The sequence below is a fragment of the Variovorax sp. 10N420 genome, assembly GCF_056394705.1.
The window spans coordinates 585512-604134 of sequence record NZ_JBFTIJ010000003.1 but is presented as its reverse complement, the minus strand read 5'-3'; the positions used below and the strand labels follow the sequence as shown (position 1 = coordinate 604134).

The 18623-nt window shown below is 62.8% G+C and carries 22 protein-coding genes; 18 read left to right on the top strand and 4 right to left on the bottom strand.

From position 1 onward, the window contains the following. Positions 1–53 precede the first annotated feature (53 nt). Genes AC1DEK_RS10950 through AC1DEK_RS10895 form a run of 12 tightly spaced genes read left to right on the top strand, consistent with a single transcriptional unit; the run spans position 54 to position 11108 of the window. The gene (locus AC1DEK_RS10950) at positions 54–1601 is read left to right on the top strand and encodes an acyl-CoA ligase (AMP-forming), exosortase A system-associated (protein WP_478125238.1); all 1548 of its coding nucleotides are present in this window, start codon (positions 54–56) and stop codon (positions 1599–1601) included. Beyond that, entirely contained in the window at positions 1598–2515 is a 918-nt protein-coding gene (locus AC1DEK_RS10945) for an ATP-binding cassette domain-containing protein (RefSeq protein WP_478125237.1), read from the top strand. The genes AC1DEK_RS10950 and AC1DEK_RS10945 overlap by 4 nt, the downstream gene beginning before the upstream one ends. Continuing rightward, a complete protein-coding gene (locus tag AC1DEK_RS10940; RefSeq protein ID WP_478125236.1) occupies positions 2512–3621 on the top strand; it encodes an ABC transporter permease in 1110 nt (369 codons plus the stop codon). Before AC1DEK_RS10945 ends, AC1DEK_RS10940 begins: the two co-directional genes overlap by 4 nt. A gap of 51 nt (positions 3622–3672) precedes the next feature. Next, entirely contained in the window at positions 3673–3930 is a 258-nt protein-coding gene (locus AC1DEK_RS10935) for an acyl carrier protein (protein WP_478125235.1), read from the top strand. Further along, the gene (locus AC1DEK_RS10930; RefSeq protein ID WP_478125234.1) at positions 3930–5108 is read left to right on the top strand and encodes a type III PLP-dependent enzyme domain-containing protein; all 1179 of its coding nucleotides are present in this window, start codon (positions 3930–3932) and stop codon (positions 5106–5108) included. The genes AC1DEK_RS10935 and AC1DEK_RS10930 overlap by 1 nt, the downstream gene beginning before the upstream one ends. Further along, the gene (locus AC1DEK_RS10925; RefSeq protein ID WP_478125233.1) at positions 5105–5695 is read left to right on the top strand and encodes a hypothetical protein; all 591 of its coding nucleotides are present in this window, start codon (positions 5105–5107) and stop codon (positions 5693–5695) included. Before AC1DEK_RS10930 ends, AC1DEK_RS10925 begins: the two co-directional genes overlap by 4 nt. Beyond that, entirely contained in the window at positions 5692–6561 is an 870-nt protein-coding gene (locus AC1DEK_RS10920) for a hypothetical protein (protein WP_478125232.1), read from the top strand. Before AC1DEK_RS10925 ends, AC1DEK_RS10920 begins: the two co-directional genes overlap by 4 nt. A 13-nt stretch (positions 6562–6574) precedes the next feature. Continuing rightward, the gene (locus AC1DEK_RS10915) at positions 6575–7543 is read left to right on the top strand and encodes a hypothetical protein (RefSeq protein ID WP_478125231.1); all 969 of its coding nucleotides are present in this window, start codon (positions 6575–6577) and stop codon (positions 7541–7543) included. Then, positions 7516–8550 (top strand): 3-oxoacyl-[acyl-carrier-protein] synthase III C-terminal domain-containing protein, encoded by a 1035-nt coding sequence (locus AC1DEK_RS10910; RefSeq protein ID WP_478125230.1) that lies wholly within the window; start codon positions 7516–7518, stop codon positions 8548–8550. Before AC1DEK_RS10915 ends, AC1DEK_RS10910 begins: the two co-directional genes overlap by 28 nt. Before the next feature lie 13 nt (positions 8551–8563). Next, the gene (locus AC1DEK_RS10905) at positions 8564–9025 is read left to right on the top strand and encodes a DsrE family protein (protein WP_478125229.1); all 462 of its coding nucleotides are present in this window, start codon (positions 8564–8566) and stop codon (positions 9023–9025) included. A gap of 7 nt (positions 9026–9032) precedes the next feature. After that, positions 9033–9854: a c-type cytochrome gene (locus AC1DEK_RS10900; RefSeq protein WP_478125228.1), complete on the top strand. Its 822-nt coding sequence runs from the start codon at positions 9033–9035 to the stop codon at positions 9852–9854. 6 nt (positions 9855–9860) lie between these two features. Next, complete coding sequence (locus AC1DEK_RS10895) at positions 9861–11108, top strand: SulP family inorganic anion transporter (RefSeq protein WP_478125227.1); 1248 nt, start codon at positions 9861–9863, stop codon at positions 11106–11108. Positions 11109–11134: 26 nt separating this feature from the next. On the opposite strand, the gene lipA is transcribed toward AC1DEK_RS10895, so the two are convergent. Genes lipA through AC1DEK_RS10875 form a run of 4 tightly spaced genes read right to left on the bottom strand, consistent with a single transcriptional unit; the run spans position 11135 to position 14072 of the window. Further along, entirely contained in the window at positions 11135–12148 is a 1014-nt protein-coding gene (lipA, locus tag AC1DEK_RS10890) for a lipoyl synthase (RefSeq protein WP_478125226.1), read from the bottom strand. A 19-nt stretch (positions 12149–12167) separates the two neighbouring features. Further along, positions 12168–12848 carry a lipoyl(octanoyl) transferase LipB gene (gene lipB, locus AC1DEK_RS10885; RefSeq protein WP_478125225.1) on the bottom strand — a complete coding sequence of 227 codons (681 nt, stop codon included), beginning with the start codon at positions 12846–12848 and terminating at the stop codon, positions 12168–12170. Between the two features lie 10 nt (positions 12849–12858). Beyond that, a complete protein-coding gene (locus AC1DEK_RS10880; protein ID WP_478125224.1) occupies positions 12859–13170 on the bottom strand; it encodes a YbeD family protein in 312 nt (103 codons plus the stop codon). Further along, positions 13167–14072, bottom strand: a complete 906-nt coding sequence (locus AC1DEK_RS10875; protein ID WP_478125223.1) for an aminotransferase class IV — start codon at positions 14070–14072, stop codon at positions 13167–13169. Before AC1DEK_RS10875 ends, AC1DEK_RS10880 begins: the two co-directional genes overlap by 4 nt. Positions 14073–14244: 172 nt before the next feature. On the opposite strand from AC1DEK_RS10875, the gene AC1DEK_RS10870 reads away from it, so the two are divergent. The 6 genes from AC1DEK_RS10870 (at position 14245) to atpA (ending at position 18621) form a co-directional block, all read left to right on the top strand. Then, on the top strand, positions 14245–14733 hold the full coding sequence (locus AC1DEK_RS10870; protein WP_478125222.1) for an ATP synthase subunit I: 489 nt from the start codon (positions 14245–14247) through the stop codon (positions 14731–14733). 12 nt (positions 14734–14745) lie between these two features. Then, complete coding sequence (atpB, locus tag AC1DEK_RS10865) at positions 14746–15615, top strand: F0F1 ATP synthase subunit A (RefSeq protein ID WP_478125221.1); 870 nt, start codon at positions 14746–14748, stop codon at positions 15613–15615. Between the two features lie 61 nt (positions 15616–15676). Next, positions 15677–15940, top strand: coding sequence for a F0F1 ATP synthase subunit C (atpE, locus tag AC1DEK_RS10860; RefSeq protein ID WP_019657641.1), 264 nt, complete (start codon positions 15677–15679; stop codon positions 15938–15940). Between the two features lie 81 nt (positions 15941–16021). After that, positions 16022–16492 carry a F0F1 ATP synthase subunit B gene (locus AC1DEK_RS10855; RefSeq protein WP_478125220.1) on the top strand — a complete coding sequence of 157 codons (471 nt, stop codon included), beginning with the start codon at positions 16022–16024 and terminating at the stop codon, positions 16490–16492. Positions 16493–16500: 8 nt separating this feature from the next. Next, on the top strand, positions 16501–17031 hold the full coding sequence (locus AC1DEK_RS10850; RefSeq protein WP_478125219.1) for a F0F1 ATP synthase subunit delta: 531 nt from the start codon (positions 16501–16503) through the stop codon (positions 17029–17031). A 36-nt stretch (positions 17032–17067) separates the two neighbouring features. Beyond that, the gene (atpA, locus tag AC1DEK_RS10845; protein WP_478125218.1) at positions 17068–18621 is read left to right on the top strand and encodes a F0F1 ATP synthase subunit alpha; all 1554 of its coding nucleotides are present in this window, start codon (positions 17068–17070) and stop codon (positions 18619–18621) included. Positions 18622–18623 lie beyond the last annotated feature (2 nt).

The window sequence follows — 18623 nt, the reverse complement described above, 5'->3', positions numbered from 1 at the left end:
GCATGCCTGTGCGCACACGTGCTCTCCGGCGCCACCCTGAGGGGGATCTACTGATGGAGACGGTCGTCGCCCAACTGCTCGATTCCGCGGCGCGCCGGCCGGAAAAGATTGCCCTCGTCGATGAGCGCAGTGAAATCAGCTATGCCGCGCTGGCTCAGCGGGTCGAGGACTTCGCGCACGCAATGATTGCGCTCGGGTTGCGCGACAAGGGCCGCGTCGCTGTGTTCATGGACAAGTCGATCGACGCCTGCGCGCTCATCCTGGCCGCCATGCACGCGGGCGGCATCGTCGTGCCGCTCAATCCCAAACTGAAGCAGCAGCAACTGCGACACGTGCTGGTCGACTGCATGGCCGAGTTGCTTTTCACCACCACCGCGCGCCACGAAGAATTGGGCGGAAGCATCGACGATCTCGAAATTCGCGTGGTCCTTTGCGACCAGCCAGGCTCGCTGCCCAAGATCGTGCACGGAAAGGCGACTCTGCATCCCAGCATCGCCACGGACCCAGCGGCGCTGCTCTACACCTCGGGTTCGACGGGCCAGCCGAAGGGCGTCGTGGTTTCGCACGGCAATTTGATCGCCGGATGCAGCGCGGTCAACAGCTATCTGGGCACCAAGGAAGACGACGTCGTTCTGGCGCTGCTGCCGATCAGCTTCGACGCTGGCTTGAGCCAACTCACCACTGGGCTGGCTGCAGGCGCGCGCGTTGTGCTTCACTCACCGATGCTTGCACCCGCCGTTGCACGGCTCGTTGCCAGCCAGGGCGTGACGATGATCACGGCAGTACCGCCGCTCTGGTCCTTATTGACGCAGGCCCACTGGGACCAGGTCGATACCCGTTGCGTTCGTCTGTTCGCCAACACGGGCGGGCACATGAACGCAAGCCTCCTGGCGCAGTTGAGGGCGATCTTTCCTGCTGCGCGGCCCTTCCTCATGTATGGGCTGACGGAGGCCTTCAGGTCAACATATCTCGACCCCTCGGAAGTCGATCGCCGCGCCGGCTCCATCGGCAAGGCTATCCCGGGCGCTGAAATCCTCGTGGTGGATCCCGAGGGAGAAATTTGCGCAGTCGGGGAACCTGGCGAACTGGTGCATCGCGGGGCGCTGGTCACGCTGGGCTACTGGAACGCGCCGGCGCAGACGGCCGAGCGTTTTCGTCCGGTCCCCAGCCGCCTGTGCAGTGGCTTGACTCCGGAATACGCGGTCTGGTCGGGTGACATCGTCACACGTGACGCCGAAGGATTCCTCTACTTCGTCGGTCGGCGAGACGAAATGATCAAGTCGAGCGGCTACCGCATAAGCCCGACGGAAATAGAGAGCCTCATCATCGCCTTGCCAGAGGTTCGCGAAGTGGCCGTGTTGGGAGTACCCGCAGGCAACTTGGGCGATGCGATCTATGCGGCTGTCGTCGCATCCGCCGACAGCGGCGGGCTGGAGCATCTGAAGAGCAGCCTCGAAGCGCAGTGCCGAAAAATCCTGCCTTCCTACATGGTGCCGCAGCTCGTGCTTTTGTCTGAGCTGCCGCGCTCGGTCAACGGAAAGATCGACCGGCCGCAACTGCGCAGGCTGTGCGCAGACTTGCACAGCGGAGGGGGCGTGTGAGCACCGCAACCTTGTCCTCGGATCTGCATGTGCGCCGCCTCGCCGTACCCTTGCCGCAACGCGACCTGCAGGTGGACGACTGGCGGGTTCAGGCTGGCGAAAAGGTCGCGATCATCGGCCGCAACGGCGCGGGCAAGACCAGCCTGATGGAAGCGATCCTCGGCCTTCGCGCGACGGCCGTGGCGGAGGGCGACATGCTCGGCGTTGCACTCCAGCAGTGGAAACGCCGCCCCTTGCTGCGCCGACAGCTGGGCGTCCAGCTGCAGCGGGCGTTCTTTCCCGGCCGACCGCGCGTGAGCGAAATCGTCACCCTGCACCGAAACCTCTATCCCAAGACATCCGAGCGTGTGATGGATGCACTGGGGATTCCGGCTTTGTCCCGGCGGCTGTACGAGTTTCTCTCGCGGGGCGAAACGCAGCGCGTCGAGCTATTCCTCGCCCTGGCGCACGGGCCGCGCATCCTCTTTCTCGACGAGCCATTCACGGGTCTGGATCCGCAGTTCGCGCATCGGCTTCGCGAGCTGCTGAGCGAAATGCCGGACACCACGCTCGTGATGTGTTGTCACACGGTCGAAGAACTCGCACTTGCCTCGCACACCACCTGGTTGAGCCGCGAGGGCATCGTGCGTCACCAACCCACCGAGTCGCTGCGCCGCGATCTGGTCGGCGCATTCAAGTTGACGGTGCAATGCAAGGACGCGCAAAGCGCGCGGCAGCTCTCAATGCACGTGCAATGCAACTTTGACGTCGAGCGCCCGCCCGTCATTGAGCAGCAGACCCTGAGCCTGGCATCGTCCACGCCGTTGGCGGATCTGGCGAACGCCCTCATGAGCCATCCCGACGCATTGGCCGTCGAAGTCGGTCGCAGCCACCTGGCCGACCTGTTGCGCTATTGCGCGAAGGCATCGGAATGAGCTGGACGCTGCCCCGATTGATCGTGCACGAACTGAAGATCCTGACGAGAGATTCTTCCGCCTTGTTCTGGATCTTCCTGTTCCCGTTCTTTTTCATGTTCATGATGTTGTTCGCATTCGGTCGCGAGGGAAATCTCCCGCAGCAGATCGTCGAGATCGTCGATCTGGACGACACGACGCTCTCCCGGCGATACATCGGCGAGATGCGGCGCACGTTCTCCGGTGGCGAATCGATACCGGCCGAACTGCGCATGGCAGAGGATGAAGCGCCGGTGGCGGATCGTGCGTCTCGCGTGACCATTCCGGAAGGCTTCGGCCGGTATGTCGAGAATCGACGGCCGGTTCCGGTCGACGTCACCTTTGCACAGGATGGATTGCCCGCGCAGTTGGTCGTTCGTGTCATGCGCGCGCTGACGCTCAAGTTCGAGGGCGATGTCCGTGACGATCCGCCGCTGATCGAAGTCAGAGACGATCCGCGCGGCGCGCTGCCGGCGCTGTCCTTCGTGCATTACGTCCTGACAGGGACGATGGTGATGGCGATGCTTGCCGCCGGCATGAACTCCATCTGCAACTCGCTGGCGTATCGCCGGGAGCGCAGCGGCTTCAAGATGCTCGCGTGCATGCCGGTGAATGCGTTCACCTTCTTGCTGGGCATGCTGCTGTCGCGCTTGCTGCTGCTGATGCTGGCCTCCTGCGGGCTGGTCGCGGGGGCGCACTTTTTCTTCGATGTTCCGCTGTCGCTCGGCGCGGGCCAGGTACTTCGAGGCGGCGTGGTCATGTTCTTCGGCGGGATCATGCTGCTCGCGTTGGGCACTGCCATGGGTGCGCGCCTCGCGACGCTCTCCGCCGCGACCTTCACCACGGGCCTGGTCTATATCGCGCTGCTCTTCCTGTGCGACCTGACCATGCCCATGAATGCGATGCCCCCGGCGGTCAGCGCGGTGATGGCTCACCTGCCGCCAGCACTGCTGGTGGACGTGTTGCGCCATGTCTTCATCCAGGGCGACGACTTCGGCCAGCATCTGCGCAGCCTGGCCGAGATGGCAGGCTGGACCGGCCTCTTCGCGCTGGTCGCGTCGCTCACCTTCCGCTGGCACGAGCAATAGATCCGGATCCACGATCGCCTCCGCGACCACTTACTTTCAGGGAATGACGAAATGATCGAACAAGACACTCTCGGCCTGCTGGCCGGTCACCTCAAGGAAACAATGGGGCGGGACACCATCGATCCCGACGTTGCCATCGGCGAACTGGGCTTCGACTCGATGCGTGTCGTCGAGCTCATCATGATCTGCGACCAGGTCTATGGCACCACCATCGATGCGGAGTCCATGGAGCTGACGCAATACACGACCTTGCGAGAGATCGATTCGCAGTTTCGTGCCCAGGCACTTCGGGCGAGCGAGCAGGAGTGATGACGCCTGACCTCGCCCGCAATGCGCTGAACTCGTTGGACCCCGCCCAGCTGGCCAAACTCGAGACGCCTTGCTATCTCTTCGATCCGTCCATCGTGATCGATGACCTGAATCAACTGCAGCGAGAACTGGGCACTGAAGTCGTCGTTTCGCTCAAGGCCTGCCCGGTTCTCGATCTGCTGGTTCGTTGCAGCCATGCCCTCAATGGCGGGATAGAGGTCGCCTCCATCGGCGAATTGAACCTCACGATGGGCCGGATGAGTGTCCCGCGCTTTGTCAACACGCCAGCGCTGGACAGTCATCTGGCGGCTGCCGCAATGGCTTGTCGAGCCACACTGGTGGCGGACAGCCCGCACCAGATCCGACTGATCGAGCAAGTTCTCGAAGAGCGCAAGGCCGCGCAACGCGCGCCGCTCGGTATCGTGCTGCGCGTGAACGCTGCCAGCCTGCTCGAACAGCAAGGTCCGGCGGCGGATCACTTCGGCATGGAGGTGGCCGCGCTGCACCGTGAACTCGCGCGGCTGTCGGAGGGCGGCACCAAGCTCAAGGTCATAGGGCTGCACGTATTCGCGGGATCGAATAGCTTTGCCCGCAGCGCCAACGTGGTCGTGAAGCGGTTGACGGCACTTGTCGAGCACATCGACAGGTACGCCGCAGTGGATCTTCAGTTGACACTGATCGGCGCCGGTCTCCCCGCGGACTGGCAAGCCGATCGCGACACCGGCCTCGATTTCCCCAGCTATCGCGAAAGTGTCCGGAAGCTGCAAACACGCGTGCGCGTGCTGCACGAAGCCGGGCGTTCCGTCTTTTCTCGCGCCGGCCGCTTCGTTGCGCGCGTGGTCGCTACCAAGGAACTGCAGGGCGAGCCAGTCGTCGTGTGCGATGGCGGGATGGCGCAGTGTTTCAGCCTCGCGCAGACCGAGCATTTCGTGAAGCGCCGCCGGCAGCCCGTGCTGGTGCGATTGTCCGGTGGCGCCTTCGAAGACACGAACGCGATGCGTACGCACAAGATAGTGGGCAGCAGTTGCAGCCCTGCCGATGTGATCGGGCTCCTGCAGTCCCACGGATCGCCGGCCCCAGGCGACATGCTCGTCTTCGACCATTGCGGCGCGTATCACAGCTATTCGCCGACCGGATTTCTCAGCCTGCGTCAGGCCCAGCACTACATCGCGACATGAACCAGATCACGAGCCATCTGGCGGACCTGGGACCCCTGAGCGGCTGGTGCGCCGGCGGTGTGTATGCGCGTTCGCCCTTCGCCGGCAACTACCAGAAATCGGAGTTGCAGTGCGTGCCGATGAAGGAAGCAGGGGACTATGCGCACGTCTCAGAGTTCGAGCATCGCTGCGACACCCCGGTGCTGATGTCCTTGAGCGAACGCAACGCCGTGCTGGCCGGTGTGGTGGGTGACCTGCGGGCTCATGTCCCTGACTTGGGGTGTGTTCTGGTTCGCTTGTACGGGCCGGACTTCAACATCCCGTTGCCAGCCGACCTTTTGGCGCCTGATGTTCTTCTGGTGCATTGGCCGGCGGACATGGTGACGAGCGTACTTGAATCCGGTCGTCGCAACGTCGCGGTCGTTCAGCATGACATTCGGGCCGATGGGGTCGAGCTCGGGCGCAATTCGCTGTCTGTTGCACTGCTTGCACCCGACGCGCTAGAAGCGGGGCTGGCGGCGTTCTCGCGTTTCGTCGCGCGTTGCTCCTTCGTCCACCGACTGAGCGGACTGCGCTTGCAATATCTCGGTGAGACGCCCACGGCATGACGCAGAAGATGGAAGAACTTGCCTTGGTGAAGGTGCACGCCATGATGCATGCGCGCGTGGTCGCGCCGTTGCTGGGCGTCGGGGCATCGTTCGAGGAACGCCTGACGTGGCTGCGTAACGAAGTTGGCGAGCAAGCGGCGCGAGTACGCGGCGGCGTGAGCGATGACTCCTGCATTCACCTGATCAGCACCTCGATGCTGAGCAAGATCGCCACGGGATGGGACGCCATCCGTGATGGCTTTGTCGATGCCGTGGCGAAGCGCTGCGGCCGGTCGCCCTCTGGCTTTCTGCAGGCCTACCAGTGCGCAGGCTGGGGCTATGCAATCCGGTTTGCGGCGCTGCATACGGATTGCCGGAACTTGACGCTCACGATCCTGGACGCTGATCTGCACGAGCTCTTCTCGGGCGAGTACGAAGCCACCCTCGGAAAGATCGGCTATGGCGTCACCACGCTGGCATTGGAACTCCCGCCTGGGTTGATGCTGCCGACTTGCGATGGGCCGCTTCCGAACCATGGCTTTACCGACATGCTTCATGCGCTGCGTGCCCACCGGAAGACCACTGGGCCTCTCCCCACCTTCCTGCCGTTCATGCCCGATGGCCTCGACGGCATCGCCAGGCGTTCGGTCGGGGGCCGCCTCGCGCCCAATCGGTACGCCGACTACGGCCATTGTTTTGGCGCGGACCCGTGGATCGGCCTCATGGAACGGCTGCGCGCGCAAGCGCCAACGTATGCGGAGTGCGTCACGCTCGGCTCCTTCGCCTTCAGCGGCTACTACGCGATCGGCAGCGTGCAAGTCGGCCCGTGGACTCGGGTCGAACCGATTTCGCCGGAGGGGGCATGTCTGGCCGCCCTCGGCGGCTGATGCCTGGCGCGCCATGGTCTATCTTTCCCCAATCGCTTCACATGAAGGCCGAGTCGACGAGCGCATGGGCTTGCGCCGCGCGCTCATTACGCGGCGTGCCAACCTGGGCGACTGCACCGATGCGCCGAGCGTCGTTCGACGTCTGTTGTCCAGGTCGTCCATGCGCTACCCCGCTGCGGTGATTCCGCTTGCCAGGCAGCGCACCGGCCAGGAAAGCGCGGTGGAGTTGGCACTGCAGGTTTCAAGTCGAGCGGTCGATGACGTCGACAAGGAGAGCGTCGGCGGAATCATCTACTGCCACGCGACGTCGGACGAGGAACCGACGGATTCCAGCGTCGGACACGTGCAGTTCGAATTGCAGTTGCGCAGCGCCTTCCCATTTTCGATTTCCCAGGCGCACAACACCGGGGTGTTTATTGCCTTGGACATGGCTGCGGCTCTGATCGAAGGCCCGGAGGCGATATCGAACGTGCTCGTGATCGCGTCCGACAAACTGCTTTATGGACGGGCACCCAACCGGCCCTCGCAAATGCACTGGCGCGACGTGGCCGCCGCCGTGGTGGTCAGTCGCGAGAAGCGCGATGGTTGGCGACTGGATCACGTCGCGGTTCATCATTTCGCCACCGAGTCCAGATCGCACCAGAGATGGCCGCAGCGCGAACTGGATACCTTCGCAGGCTTTTGCGCTGAGCGCATTGCAGGCTGCCTGAGCCATGCGGGGCTTGCGGCGGACGAACTCGGTGCGGTGTTGCCGATTTGCCCTGACGCCAGCCTGGAACGGCAAATCCAAGCATCCGCGGGCCTGAGTGCTCTGCGCCATGAAAAGCCCTCGGGCTTGCGCGCCGAGTACATCGCTTCGGCCGATCTGCTGGTGAGGCTGTCGGCCTTGGAGCAGCGGGCCGAAACCGATCGGCCGATCCTGGCCTGGTGTACCGGGAACAACGGAGAGTTCGCATGCTGCGTCCTGACAAGATCGATCTGAAGACTGCCAATGCGCCTGCAATCCCGCAGTTCGGCATCGCAGCCGGCGCCAGCTACGTGCCGCCTATCAGCAGGCATCTCGATGAATGGGCCGCGGCGGCAGGGCCTGCTGCGAGAAAACTGCTGCCGACGATGATCGCGAACGGATTGGCGAACTACCGCGTGGCACCCGAACTCGACATCGAGGGACTCAGTTGCGCCGGTGTGCAGAAGCTGCTGGATGGCGGCGGCTTCGTGCCGGGCGACATCGACCTGGTCATCTTCTGCCATGCCGCGACCATGAGCACGATGGCAGCGCCGGCCAGCATCCCCGCAGTGATCATGAAGCGCTTCGGGCTGGGCAAAGCAATTGGGTATTCGATCTCGCAGCAGAACTGTGCGTCGATCATGTGCGCCGTGCGGCTGATTCGGACTTTGATGTGGCGACACCGGTCGCTGCACAACGTGCTGATCGTCGGCGCCGACAAAGTCGTCGGCGAGCCCTACCGGAATGTCGGGGCCTATGCCATCCAGAGCGATGGCGCGCTGGCCCTGCTGGTCCGTCGCGACAACCCACTCAACCGTATCGGGCAGATCGCCTATTCGATTGACAGCCGCTACTACCGCGGCACGGCCAAGAGCGCCGAACTCGGCCAGCGCTACGTGCTCAACTATCCCCTGTTGGCGCATCGGATGGTGTCGGACGTGATGTGTCGATCTGGCTGGTCTGCCGGTGACGTCGATGCCATTCTGCCCATGAATGCCAACCTGTCGGCCTTCAAGCGCGTGATGCAACTGCTGGGCTTGCCGCTGCACAAGCTGCACAGCCGGAACATCGGCGAGATCGGCCATGTCTTCTGCTGCGATCCCTTCGCGAACTTTCTGCAGCGTTTCGCGCAACCGCACGCTGTGGGCAGCGGCAACGCGATCTTGTTTGCCTCCGCGACCTCAGGCGTTTTTTGCGCCCTGGGGATTTCCGACGCCTGGACGGCGCAGGGGGCGCCCCCTCGCACGTCCCTCTCATCCTGAACCTGGAATTCTCATGAAATCGAATAACGCTTTGCTTCTGTCGGCCGTCGCCGGCTGCCTGTTTGTCGCCGCTCCTGTCGCGTTTGCCGAGACCCATGCCGCTCCTGCCACGAACATCGCTCCTGCGGGTCTGCGTGTGGTCTATCACGTGGATGACGTCGGCTCCCTGCGCAAGGCGCTCAACAACATCAACAATCAGTTGGCGGCCACCCCCAACGCCAATATCTCGCTCCTGGCCAATGGGCGGGGCATCTTCTCGCTCGTCAGCGGCGAGCGCGATCGCCAGGGAGATTTCGGCAGCGCCATTGCTGAGCTACAGGGCAAAGGCGTGCATTTCGTCGCCTGCGGTATGTCGATGAAGAAGAACAACGTGGCCGCTTCGTCTCTCATCGCTAATGTCGCGGTCGTCCCGTCCGCGGTGGTCGAGTTGACTCGCCTTCAAGGCGCCGAACGCTACGCCTACATCAAGCCCTGATGCTTGGATGAAAAGCGTCGTCCTTTGGCTTGCTGCTGCGCTGGCGCTGGCCGGCTGCGCGCCTCGCGCCGAGGTCGAGCCGGGCGCCGACGTCGAGACCGATGTCGCAGACCCGAGCGCCCGCGCGCAGTTCCCCGCGGACAAGCATGGAGAGCTTGTCTACCAGGGCTACCGGGTCTTCACGCAAACGCCGAAGGCGGCACGCATCTACACCGGCAATCGCCTGACCTGCGCGAGTTGCCATCTCGATGCTGGACGCAAAGCCGATGCGGCGCCCATGTGGGCCGCGTTCGGCATGTACCCGGCCTATGTATCGAAGGTCGATCGCGTTGTCACTCTCGAAGAACGCATTCAGCAGTGTTTCCGCTTCAGCATGAACGGTTTGTCTCCTCCGCAGGACAGCCACGAGATGCGAGCCTTGATGGCCTATCTGCAATGGCTGGCGATCGATCGCCCCGTGGGCGTCGAACAAGAGGGACGAGGTTTCCCGACGATCCCGCGCACGGGCTCCGACCCGAACCCGCTTCGGGGTAAGCAGGTGTATGCGCAGCGCTGCGCGAGCTGCCATGGTGAACAAGGCGAAGGCCGGGGCTACCAAGCCCGTGAGGGCACCTACGCGGCGCCGCCTGTGTGGGGATTCGGCAGCTTCAACAAAGGGGCGGGAATGCACCGCACCGATCTGCTGGCCGGCTTCCTGAAGGCCAACATGCCGCTCGGCAATGCGAACCTGACCGACCAGGAAGCATTGGACGTTGCGGCGTGGATGGGCCTGCAGGAACGCTGGCCTGATCCCCGCAAGGGCCTGTTGCCGGGCCTTCTTGCGAACTAGCCGCTGGTGCTCGAAGGTTGCGTCAAATACTTCCCGGCTCGAAGCGACGTCCGGGCTGCATGGGTGTCGGCGTTGATCATGCTGCCGCAAGGGATCGCGTTTGCGATGCTCGCGGGCTTGCCACCGGAAATGGGCATCTACGCGTCGATCATCCCGGTCATCGTCGCCTCTTTGTTGGGGCCGTCTGGCGTGCTCCTGTCCGGCCCGAACACGGCCGTCGCCATGATGCTGGGCATCGCGCTCCTTCCGCTCGGCGTGCCGGGCAGTGCAGACCACCTCCGGTTCGCAGCAACGCTGACTGCAATGGTTGGGTTGATGCAGCTCGCGGGCGCGTGGTGTGGTGTCGGTCGCTTCTTCGCGCTGCTGCCGCAATACACCGGGACAGGTCTCAACATCGGGATCGGCATGCTCATGCTGGCCAGCCAGATCGCACCCGCCATGGGCTTGCTGTCCGCGCCCGATCTGCCGCCCTGGGCGATGCCCTGGTTGTATCTGCAGCGTTGGGGAGATGCAAATCCTTGGGCGTTATTCGTGACCCTGATGTCCATTGGCGCGGGGCAGTTCTTTGCGCGATGGCGCAGGCCCTGGATGCCGTCGCTGGTGGCCGCGATGCTCTTCGGCGCCATCACAGGTGGCGTGCTGGACCTCCTGATCGGCGTGGAGCCGACACGCCTCGATCGAGTGGGACATCTGCAATTGACATGGGACGTGCTTCGACGGCCCGCGTTCGATTCAGGCGAGCTCTACATCCTCAAGCAGTTGGTGCTGAGCGCGGCCGGCATCGCGATTGTCGCAAGCCTTCAGTCCGTGATCATTCTTCGCTCCGTGGTGCCGGAGGCCGATCACCGGGCCTGCCGCCGCGAATTGTTGGCGCAGGGTTGCTCGAACCTGTCCGCATCCTTCACCAACAGTTTCGCTTGCTCCGGGTCTTTCAATCGGACCTCGGCTCACATTGAAGCCGGCGCGCTGACGCGGTGGGCTGCGGTGCTGTCGTCTTTGTTCATGCTGCTGCTGGCGTGGATCGCCTCGCCGGCGCTCGCCCATGTGACTCACGCCGCGATCGCGGGCACGCTCGCGCTGGTGGGATGGCGAATGGTGTGTTCCGGTTGGCAGACCGCGTGCCGAGAGCGCGGTTTCGGGCGCTTCGCCGCGGTGGGGCTCGGCCTCAGTGTTCCGCTCGCGGGCGTAGAGACGGCGTTGCTGCTCGCGATCGTGCTGGTAGTGGTGCAACTGGTCCTGAGCCGCTCGCGCTAGCAGCACCGCCCCACCTTTTTGCGGAATCAGGCTTGCGGCAGCACCTGAGCGTCTGCCGCGTGCGAAGCCGCCGCATGCGCCTGTTGGTCCGCGTGGTAGCTGCTGCGCACCATCGCGCCGACAGCCGCATGGCTGAAGCCCATCTTGTAGGCCTCTTCCTCAAACATCTTGAACGTGTCGGGATGCACGTAGCGACGCACCGGCAAGTGGCTGTTACTGGGCGAGAGGTACTGCCCGATCGTCAGCATGTCGATCTTGTGCGCGCGCATGTCGCGCATCACCTGCAGGATTTCTTCGTCGGTTTCTCCGAGCCCGACCATGATGCCGCTCTTTGTTGGCACGTCCGGATGCAGCGCCTTGAACTTCTTGAGCAGGTTGAGGCTGAACTGGTAGTCGCTGCCAGGCCGCGCTTCCTTGTAGAGGCGCGGTGCCGTCTCGAGATTGTGATTCATGACGTCCGGCGGCGCGGCCTTGAGGATCTCGAGGGCACGATCGTCGCGGCCGCGAAAATCTGGCACCAGGATCTCGATCTGCGTCTGTGGCGAAAGCTCGCGGATGTTGCGGATGCAATCGACGAAGTGCTGGCTGCCGCCGTCACGCAGGTCGTCGCGGTCCACGCTGGTGATCACCACATATTTGAGGCGCAGCTTTGCGATGGTCTTGGCGAGGTTGAGCGGCTCGTCCTTGTCGAGCGGGTCGGGACGGCCATGGCCGACATCGCAAAACGGGCAGCGCCGCGTGCACTTGTCGCCCATGATCATGAAAGTTGCCGTGCCGTTGCCGAAGCATTCGCCGATGTTGGGGCACGAAGCCTCTTCGCAGACGGTGTGCAGGTTGCTTTCGCGAAGGATCTGCTTGATCTCGTAGAAGCGTGTCGTGGGGGAGCCTGCCTTGACGCGAATCCATTCCGGCTTCTTGAGCACTTCGCCCTGGACCACCTTGACGGGGATGCGCGACAGCTTGGCCGCCGCTTTCTGCTTGGCGAGAGGGTTGTAGTCCTCGGGGCTCTGCGCGTCGCGGACAACATTGAGTGTGCTCATGGCTTCTCTTTGGCGGGGCTCAAGGTGCGAGATAGATGTTGAGCTTGCTGCCCAGCACCTGCGCGGCTTCGTCCCAGGTTGTTTGAACGCCGATTGTAGAAAGATCGACGGTTTTCAGCCCCGCGTACCCGCAAGGGTTGATGCGGGAAAAGGGTTCGAGGTCCATCGCGATGTTGAGTGCGACGCCGTGGTAGGTGCAATGGCGGCTGACCTTGATGCCCAGGGCGGCAATCTTGCCGAGACCTCGAAATGGATCGCCCGGATGAACGGGGCCGGTCAGCGCTGCGTGCGAATACGGGTCGTCGAGCCGCACGTAGATGCCGGGTGCGCCGCCGACGCGGTGGCCGGTGACGCCGAAATGGCCCAACGTGCGGATCACCGATTCCTCGATCCGGTAGACGTATTCCTTGACGTAGTAGCCGGCGCGGCGCAGGTCGATGAGCGGGTACGCCACCACTTGCCCGGGCCCGTGGTAAGTCACCTGCCCGCCTCGGTCGGTCTGCATGACGGGAACAGGTCCAGGGCTCAATACGTGGTCCGCCTTTCCGGCCAAACCTTGCGTGTAGACCGGCTCGTGCTCGCAGATCCACAGCTGGTCGGGCGTTTCCGCTGTCCGCGCCTGCGTTGCCTTCTGCATCGCGTTGTAGGTCGCGGCATAGTCGACGCGTCCCAGCACCGTTACTTGGAGCGCTGCGGTCATCGGTAGGCGCTCAGAGCACCACCTTCACCATCGGATGACTGGAAAGCGCCCGGTACAGATCATCGAGCTGCTCGCGGCTGGTCGCGGTGACCGTGATCGTCACGCCGAGGTAATTGCCCGCCTTGCTGTTGCGCAGTTCGACGGTCGCCGCGTCGAAGGTCGGGTCGAACTGTTCGGCGATCTTCGTGACCGCGTGCACGAAACCGTCGACCTTCGCGCCCATGACCTTGATCGGGAACTTCGACGGGTACTCGATCAACGAGTCCTTGCGCGCATCGGCTGTGGTTTCCGTCGGTCCGTCAGTGGGTGGGATGGTGCTCATGCTGCGACTCCGGTGTCTTGCTTGCTGCGTGCCTTGGCCTGCTGATAGCCGGCATGCAAGGCTTGGTAGATGGGTCCGGGCCGGCCTTCGCCAATCGTTTGCCCATCGAGCGTCACGACCGGCAGGATCTCCTTGCTGGCAGACGAAAGCAGAAGTTCGTCGGCCCCGAAAACTTCATCGCGCGCGATGCGGCGCAGGCTGAATGGAATGCCGGCATCGGCGCACAGCCGTTCGATCAGCCCGTAGCGAATGCCTGCAAGCACCAGCTCGTCCTTGGGCGGACCGCTGATCGCGCCGTCCTTCACGACCCAGACATTGCTCGAGGACGCCTCGCTCAGCGACTCGCCGCGAAACATGATGGTCTCCGCCGCGCCGGCTTCGACGCTGATCTGCCGAGCCAGCACGGCCCCAAGGAGGCTGGTGCTCTTGATGTGCGCCTTCTGCCAGCGGAAATCATGTGCACTCACGCAGGCGACGCCCTTGGTGCGCACTGAATCCGGCACTGGCTTCATCGGATTGGCCATCACGAAGACTGTGGGAGTGAGCCCCTGCGGCATCGCATGGTCGCGCGGTGCGACGCCACGCGTGACCTGAATATAGATACCCTGCATGCCGCTGCGGACGGTCGGCGGGGCCTCATCGATCAGCCGCATCGCAATGGTGCGCCACTGGCGCGCCGTGAGTGGATTCTTGATCTGCAGCTCGGCCAGCGAGCGATCGAGGCGGGCCATGTGCTCTTCGAAACAGAACGGCTGACCGCCGTAGACCGGCACCACTTCGTAGACGCCATCGCCGAAGATGAAGCCGCGATCCAGCACGCTCACTTTGGCATCGCGCAGCGGCGTGTAGTTGCCGTCGAGGTAACACATTGAATCGGGAAGAGCGTCGGTGATCGGATGCATATCGAATTATGGTGGGGGCTCATCCGGGCTTTCCAACCCGGACCCGATTCCACACCGGAGCGCAAGGATCATTTCCACGGCATGCTCGGTCAATTGGCGGGAAGCCGTAGCTTTCTCCCTATAATCAATGGCTTTGTAGAAATTCTGGGTCGTCATCCGGGCTTCATTCGAAATGAAAACAATCGCCCGCGATGCCTCCAAAGGGGTCCATGAGGACACCCTCGATTCAGAAGACGACTTCAAGCCGTTGACAGCCGAGGAGGCGCAACGGCTTCGCGACAAGAAGCCGTCGATCTCGCCATGGCGCGTGATCGCAATTCAAGTCGTGGCGGGGCTCCTGGTGGCGTTGGCCGCCTGGGGGTTGACAGGGAGGCTAAGTCTGGGGTGGTCCGCCGGGTACGGCGCACTGGCGGTGGTTGTGCCTGCTGCGGTTTTCGCGCGGGGACTGACCGGAAGGTTTTCTTCCTTGAATGCGGGCACTGCGGTGTTCGGATTCTTCTTGTGGGAGATGGTCAAGATGGTCTTGACGGTGGCGATGCTGATCGCCGCGCCAAGACTTGTAGTGGCGCTGAGCTGGCCAGCAATGCTGATCGGCCTGGTGGTGACAATGAAGGCGGCGTGGGTGGCGGTAATGTTTGCCCCCAAGCGCCAGAAACTTTGAGACGAGTAACGGATGGCTGCTGAAAACGCTGCGGAACATGGTCAAACCGCTGGTGAATACATCGTTCACCACTTGACGCATCTTCAGAGCTCCAAACCTGGAGGGGTTGCCGACTTCACCGTTTTCAACTTCGATTCGCTTTTCTTTTCGATCGCGCTCGGCGTGCTGGGCTGCTGGCTCCTGTGGCTGGCGGCTCGCAAGGCCACCTCGGGCGTACCGGGCCGCTTCCAGGCCGCGGTCGAAATCCTGGTCGAGGTCGTCGACCAGCAAGCCAAGGGCATAGTCCACAACGCGAAAAGCCGCAAGTTCGTCTCGCCGCTGGCGCTCACGGTCTTTCTGTGGATCGTCATGCTCAATGGGATGGACCTGCTGCCCGTCGACCTGCTGCCGTTCCTGTGGGCCAAGATCTTCGGCGTGGCCGGTGGCGATCCGCACCACGCCTACCTGCGTGTGGTCCCGACGGCTGATCTCTCGGTGGCCATGGGTCTCTCGGTCTCGGTGCTGCTCATCTGCCTCTACTACAACATCAAGATCAAGGGTCTGGGCGGCTGGGTTCACGAACTCTTCACGGCCCCCTTCGGCAACCACTGGGCGCTGTATCCGTTCAACTTCGCGATGCAGATGATCGAGTTCATCGCCAAGACCGTCTCGCACGGCATGCGGTTATTCGGCAACATGTACGCCGGCGAACTGATCTTCCTGCTGATCGCCTTGATGGGCGGTGCCTGGACCCTGTCTGCAACCGGCATTTTGCTGGCCATCGGCCACATCATCGCGGGCACTGCCTGGGCCATCTTCCACATCCTGATCATCATCTTGCAGGCCTTCGTGTTCATGATGCTGACGCTCGTGTATGTGGGCCAGGCTCACGATAAACACTGAGCCGCTGCTTTCGATCTCGTTTTTTTCTTTTCTCTTCAACCAAAGTCCTCTAGGAGTCATCATGGAAGTTATTAGCTTTGTCGCACTGGCCGCCGGCCTGATCATCGGTCTGGGTGCTGTTGGCGCTTGTATCGGTATCGGCATCATGGGTAGCAAGTACCTCGAGTCGGCTGCGCGTCAACCTGAGCTGATGGGCGAACTCCAAACCAAGATGTTCCTGCTTGCCGGTCTGATCGACGCCGCGTTCATCATTGGTACTGGTATTGCGCTGTGGTTCGCTACCGCCAACCCGTTCCTCTCGCAAATCGCCAACCTGCCGAAGTAATCGGATTCAGGCTTTCTCGTCGAACCCATGTCGTTCTTTCGCTGAATGGCGTTGGATTCATTCCCAAAGAGAGGGTGAAAAGTGAGCATTACCGGTACCCTGATCATCCAGATGATCGTGTTCCTGATTCTTGTCGGGTTCACGATGAAATTTGTGTGGCCGCCTATCGCCAAGGCGCTGGACGATCGTGCCCAGAAGATCGCCGAAGGCCTTGCCGCAGCCGACAAGGCCAAGTCCGAGCTGACTGCCGCCAACAAGCGCGTGGAAGCCGAACTCGGGCAGGCTCGCAACGAGTCCGCGCAGCGCCTTGCAGATGCCGAACGTCGTGCGCAGGCCATCGTTGAAGAGGCCAAGGCCCGTGCCACGGAAGAAGGCAACAAGATTGTTGCGGCCGCTCGCGTCGAAGCCGAGCAGCAAGCCATGAAGGCACGTGAAGTCCTTCGCGAGCAAGTGGCTGCACTGGCCGTCAAGGGCGCCGAGCAGATCCTGCGGAAGGAAGTGAACCCGGCTGTCCATGCCGATTTGCTGTCCCGCCTGCAGACCGAACTCTGATCGAAGCCATGGCAGAACTCGCCACCATTGCACGTCCTTACGCCGAAGCGCTCTTCAAGGCGTCCTCATCGGACCTGTCCGGCGCCGGCGCCTGGCTCGAGAAGGTTGCGGCCATTGCCGCCAGCGCCGAGCTCCAGCAGTTCGCCGACAACCCGAAGGTCACGGCAGAACAGGTATTGAGCGTCGTCTCCGGTGCCTTCGGATCACCGCTGCCGCCCGCCGCGCACAACTTCCTGACGGCGCTGCTCGAGAACGGACGCTTCACCGCGCTGCCCGAAATCGCCAAGCAGTTCCGGAGTCTGGCGAATGCGCAGAGCGGTTCGTCCGATGCGGTGGTGTACAGCGCCTTCCCCATTGATGCAGCCGCGTTGGGTAACGTGTCTGCCGCGCTCGAAAAGCGCTTCGGCCGCAAGCTGCAGGTCTCGGTCCAGCAGGATCCGTCGCTGATCGGCGGCGTCCGCGTGGTGGTCGGCGACGAAGTGCTCGACACCTCCGTCAAAGCGCGTCTTGAACAAATGAAAGTTGCGCTGGCAGCCTGAGGCCGCCAGCCCCCTTAACGAAAGAAGGAAAGAGTCATGCAACTCAATCCCGCAGAAATTTCCGAACTGATCAAGAGCCGCATCGAGGGTCTCGGGGTCAGCGCGAACATTCGCAATGAAGGCACCGTGGTGTCCGTGACCGACGGCATCGTGCGCGTGCACGGCTTGTCGGATGCGATGCAAGGCGAAATGCTCGAGTTCCCACCCACGCCGGACGGCACGCCGTCATACGGCCTCGCGCTGAACCTCGAGCGCGACTCCGTCGGCGCCGTGATCTTGGGCGAGTACGAGCACATTTCCGAAGGCGATACCGTCAAGTGCACGGGCCGCATTCTTGAAGTGCCGGTCGGACCCGAACTCATCGGCCGTGTGGTGAATGCACTGGGCCAGCCGATCGACGGCAAGGGTCCCATCAACGCCAAGATGACGGACGTGATCGAAAAGGTCGCTCCAGGCGTGATCGCCCGCAAGTCGGTCGACCAGCCCATGCAGTCCGGCCTGAAGTCCATCGATTCGATGGTGCCGATCGGCCGCGGTCAGCGCGAGCTGATCATCGGCGACCGCCAGACCGGCAAGACGGCAGTGGCTATCGACGCGATCATCAACCAGAAGGGTCAAAACATGACCTGCGTCTACGTCGCGATCGGCCAGAAGGCTTCGTCGATCAAGAACGTGGTTCGCGCTCTGGAACAAGCCGGTGCGATGGAATACACCATCGTCGTCGCAGCCTCCGCTTCGGAATCGGCTGCCATGCAATACGTGTCCGCCTATTCGGGCTGCACGATGGGCGAATACTTCCGCGATCGCGGCCAGGACGCGCTGATCGTCTATGACGATCTGTCCAAGCAAGCCGTGGCTTACCGCCAGGTGTCTCTGCTGCTGCGCCGCCCACCAGGCCGTGAAGCCTACCCTGGCGACGTGTTCTATCTTCACAGCCGTCTGCTCGAGCGCGCAGCTCGGGTGAACGCTGACTACGTCGAAGCTTTCACCAAGGGTGAAGTCAAGGGCAAGACGGGTTCGCTGACCGCACTGCCGATCATCGAAACGCAAGCCGGCGACGTGTCCGCCTTCGTTCCGACGAATGTGATTTCGATCACCGACGGCCAGATCTTCCTGGAAACGAACCTGTTCAACGCCGGCATCCGCCCCGCCATCAACGCCGGTATCTCGGTGTCCCGCGTGGGTTCGTCGGCGCAGACCAAGGTCATCAAGGGCCTGTCCGGCGGTATTCGTACTGATCTGGCGCAGTACCGCGAGCTCGCCGCCTTTGCGCAGTTCGCTTCCGACCTCGACGAAGCGACCCGCAAGCAGCTCGACCGCGGTGCACGCGTGACCGAGCTGCTGAAGCAGGCGCAGTACAGCCCTCTGCCCATCTCGCTGATGGGCGCGTCGCTGTTCGCAGTGAACAAGGGCTTCATGGATGACCTCGAGGTGAAGAAGGTGCTGCCGTTTGAACATGGCCTGCATCAGTTCCTCAAGTCCAGCCATGGCGCGCTGCTCGACAAGATCGAACAAGCCAAGGCGATCGACAAGGATGCCGAGGCCGAGCTGACCGCAGCCGTCACGTCGTTCAAGAAGTCGTTCGCCTGATC

Coding starts and splice junctions, on each gene's coding strand:
- AC1DEK_RS10880 (WP_478125224.1), bottom strand. CDS start 13,170: ATGAGCACCATCCCACCCACTGACGGACCGACGGAAACCACAGCCGAT.
- atpE (WP_019657641.1), top strand. CDS start 15,677: ATGGAAGTTATTAGCTTTGTCGCACTGGCCGCCGGCCTGATCATCGGT.
- AC1DEK_RS10900 (WP_478125228.1), top strand. CDS start 9,033: ATGAAAAGCGTCGTCCTTTGGCTTGCTGCTGCGCTGGCGCTGGCCGGC.
- AC1DEK_RS10930 (WP_478125234.1), top strand. CDS start 3,930: ATGACGCCTGACCTCGCCCGCAATGCGCTGAACTCGTTGGACCCCGCC.
- AC1DEK_RS10950 (WP_478125238.1), top strand. CDS start 54: ATGGAGACGGTCGTCGCCCAACTGCTCGATTCCGCGGCGCGCCGGCCG.
- AC1DEK_RS10940 (WP_478125236.1), top strand. CDS start 2,512: ATGAGCTGGACGCTGCCCCGATTGATCGTGCACGAACTGAAGATCCTG.
- atpA (WP_478125218.1), top strand. CDS start 17,068: ATGCAACTCAATCCCGCAGAAATTTCCGAACTGATCAAGAGCCGCATC.
- atpB (WP_478125221.1), top strand. CDS start 14,746: ATGGCTGCTGAAAACGCTGCGGAACATGGTCAAACCGCTGGTGAATAC.
- AC1DEK_RS10905 (WP_478125229.1), top strand. CDS start 8,564: ATGAAATCGAATAACGCTTTGCTTCTGTCGGCCGTCGCCGGCTGCCTG.
- lipA (WP_478125226.1), bottom strand. CDS start 12,148: ATGAGCACACTCAATGTTGTCCGCGACGCGCAGAGCCCCGAGGACTAC.
- AC1DEK_RS10935 (WP_478125235.1), top strand. CDS start 3,673: ATGATCGAACAAGACACTCTCGGCCTGCTGGCCGGTCACCTCAAGGAA.
- AC1DEK_RS10915 (WP_478125231.1), top strand. CDS start 6,575: ATGGTCTATCTTTCCCCAATCGCTTCACATGAAGGCCGAGTCGACGAG.
- AC1DEK_RS10910 (WP_478125230.1), top strand. CDS start 7,516: ATGCTGCGTCCTGACAAGATCGATCTGAAGACTGCCAATGCGCCTGCA.
- lipB (WP_478125225.1), bottom strand. CDS start 12,848: ATGACCGCAGCGCTCCAAGTAACGGTGCTGGGACGCGTCGACTATGCC.
- AC1DEK_RS10875 (WP_478125223.1), bottom strand. CDS start 14,072: ATGCATCCGATCACCGACGCTCTTCCCGATTCAATGTGTTACCTCGAC.
- AC1DEK_RS10925 (WP_478125233.1), top strand. CDS start 5,105: ATGAACCAGATCACGAGCCATCTGGCGGACCTGGGACCCCTGAGCGGC.
- AC1DEK_RS10920 (WP_478125232.1), top strand. CDS start 5,692: ATGACGCAGAAGATGGAAGAACTTGCCTTGGTGAAGGTGCACGCCATG.
- AC1DEK_RS10870 (WP_478125222.1), top strand. CDS start 14,245: ATGAAAACAATCGCCCGCGATGCCTCCAAAGGGGTCCATGAGGACACC.
- AC1DEK_RS10850 (WP_478125219.1), top strand. CDS start 16,501: ATGGCAGAACTCGCCACCATTGCACGTCCTTACGCCGAAGCGCTCTTC.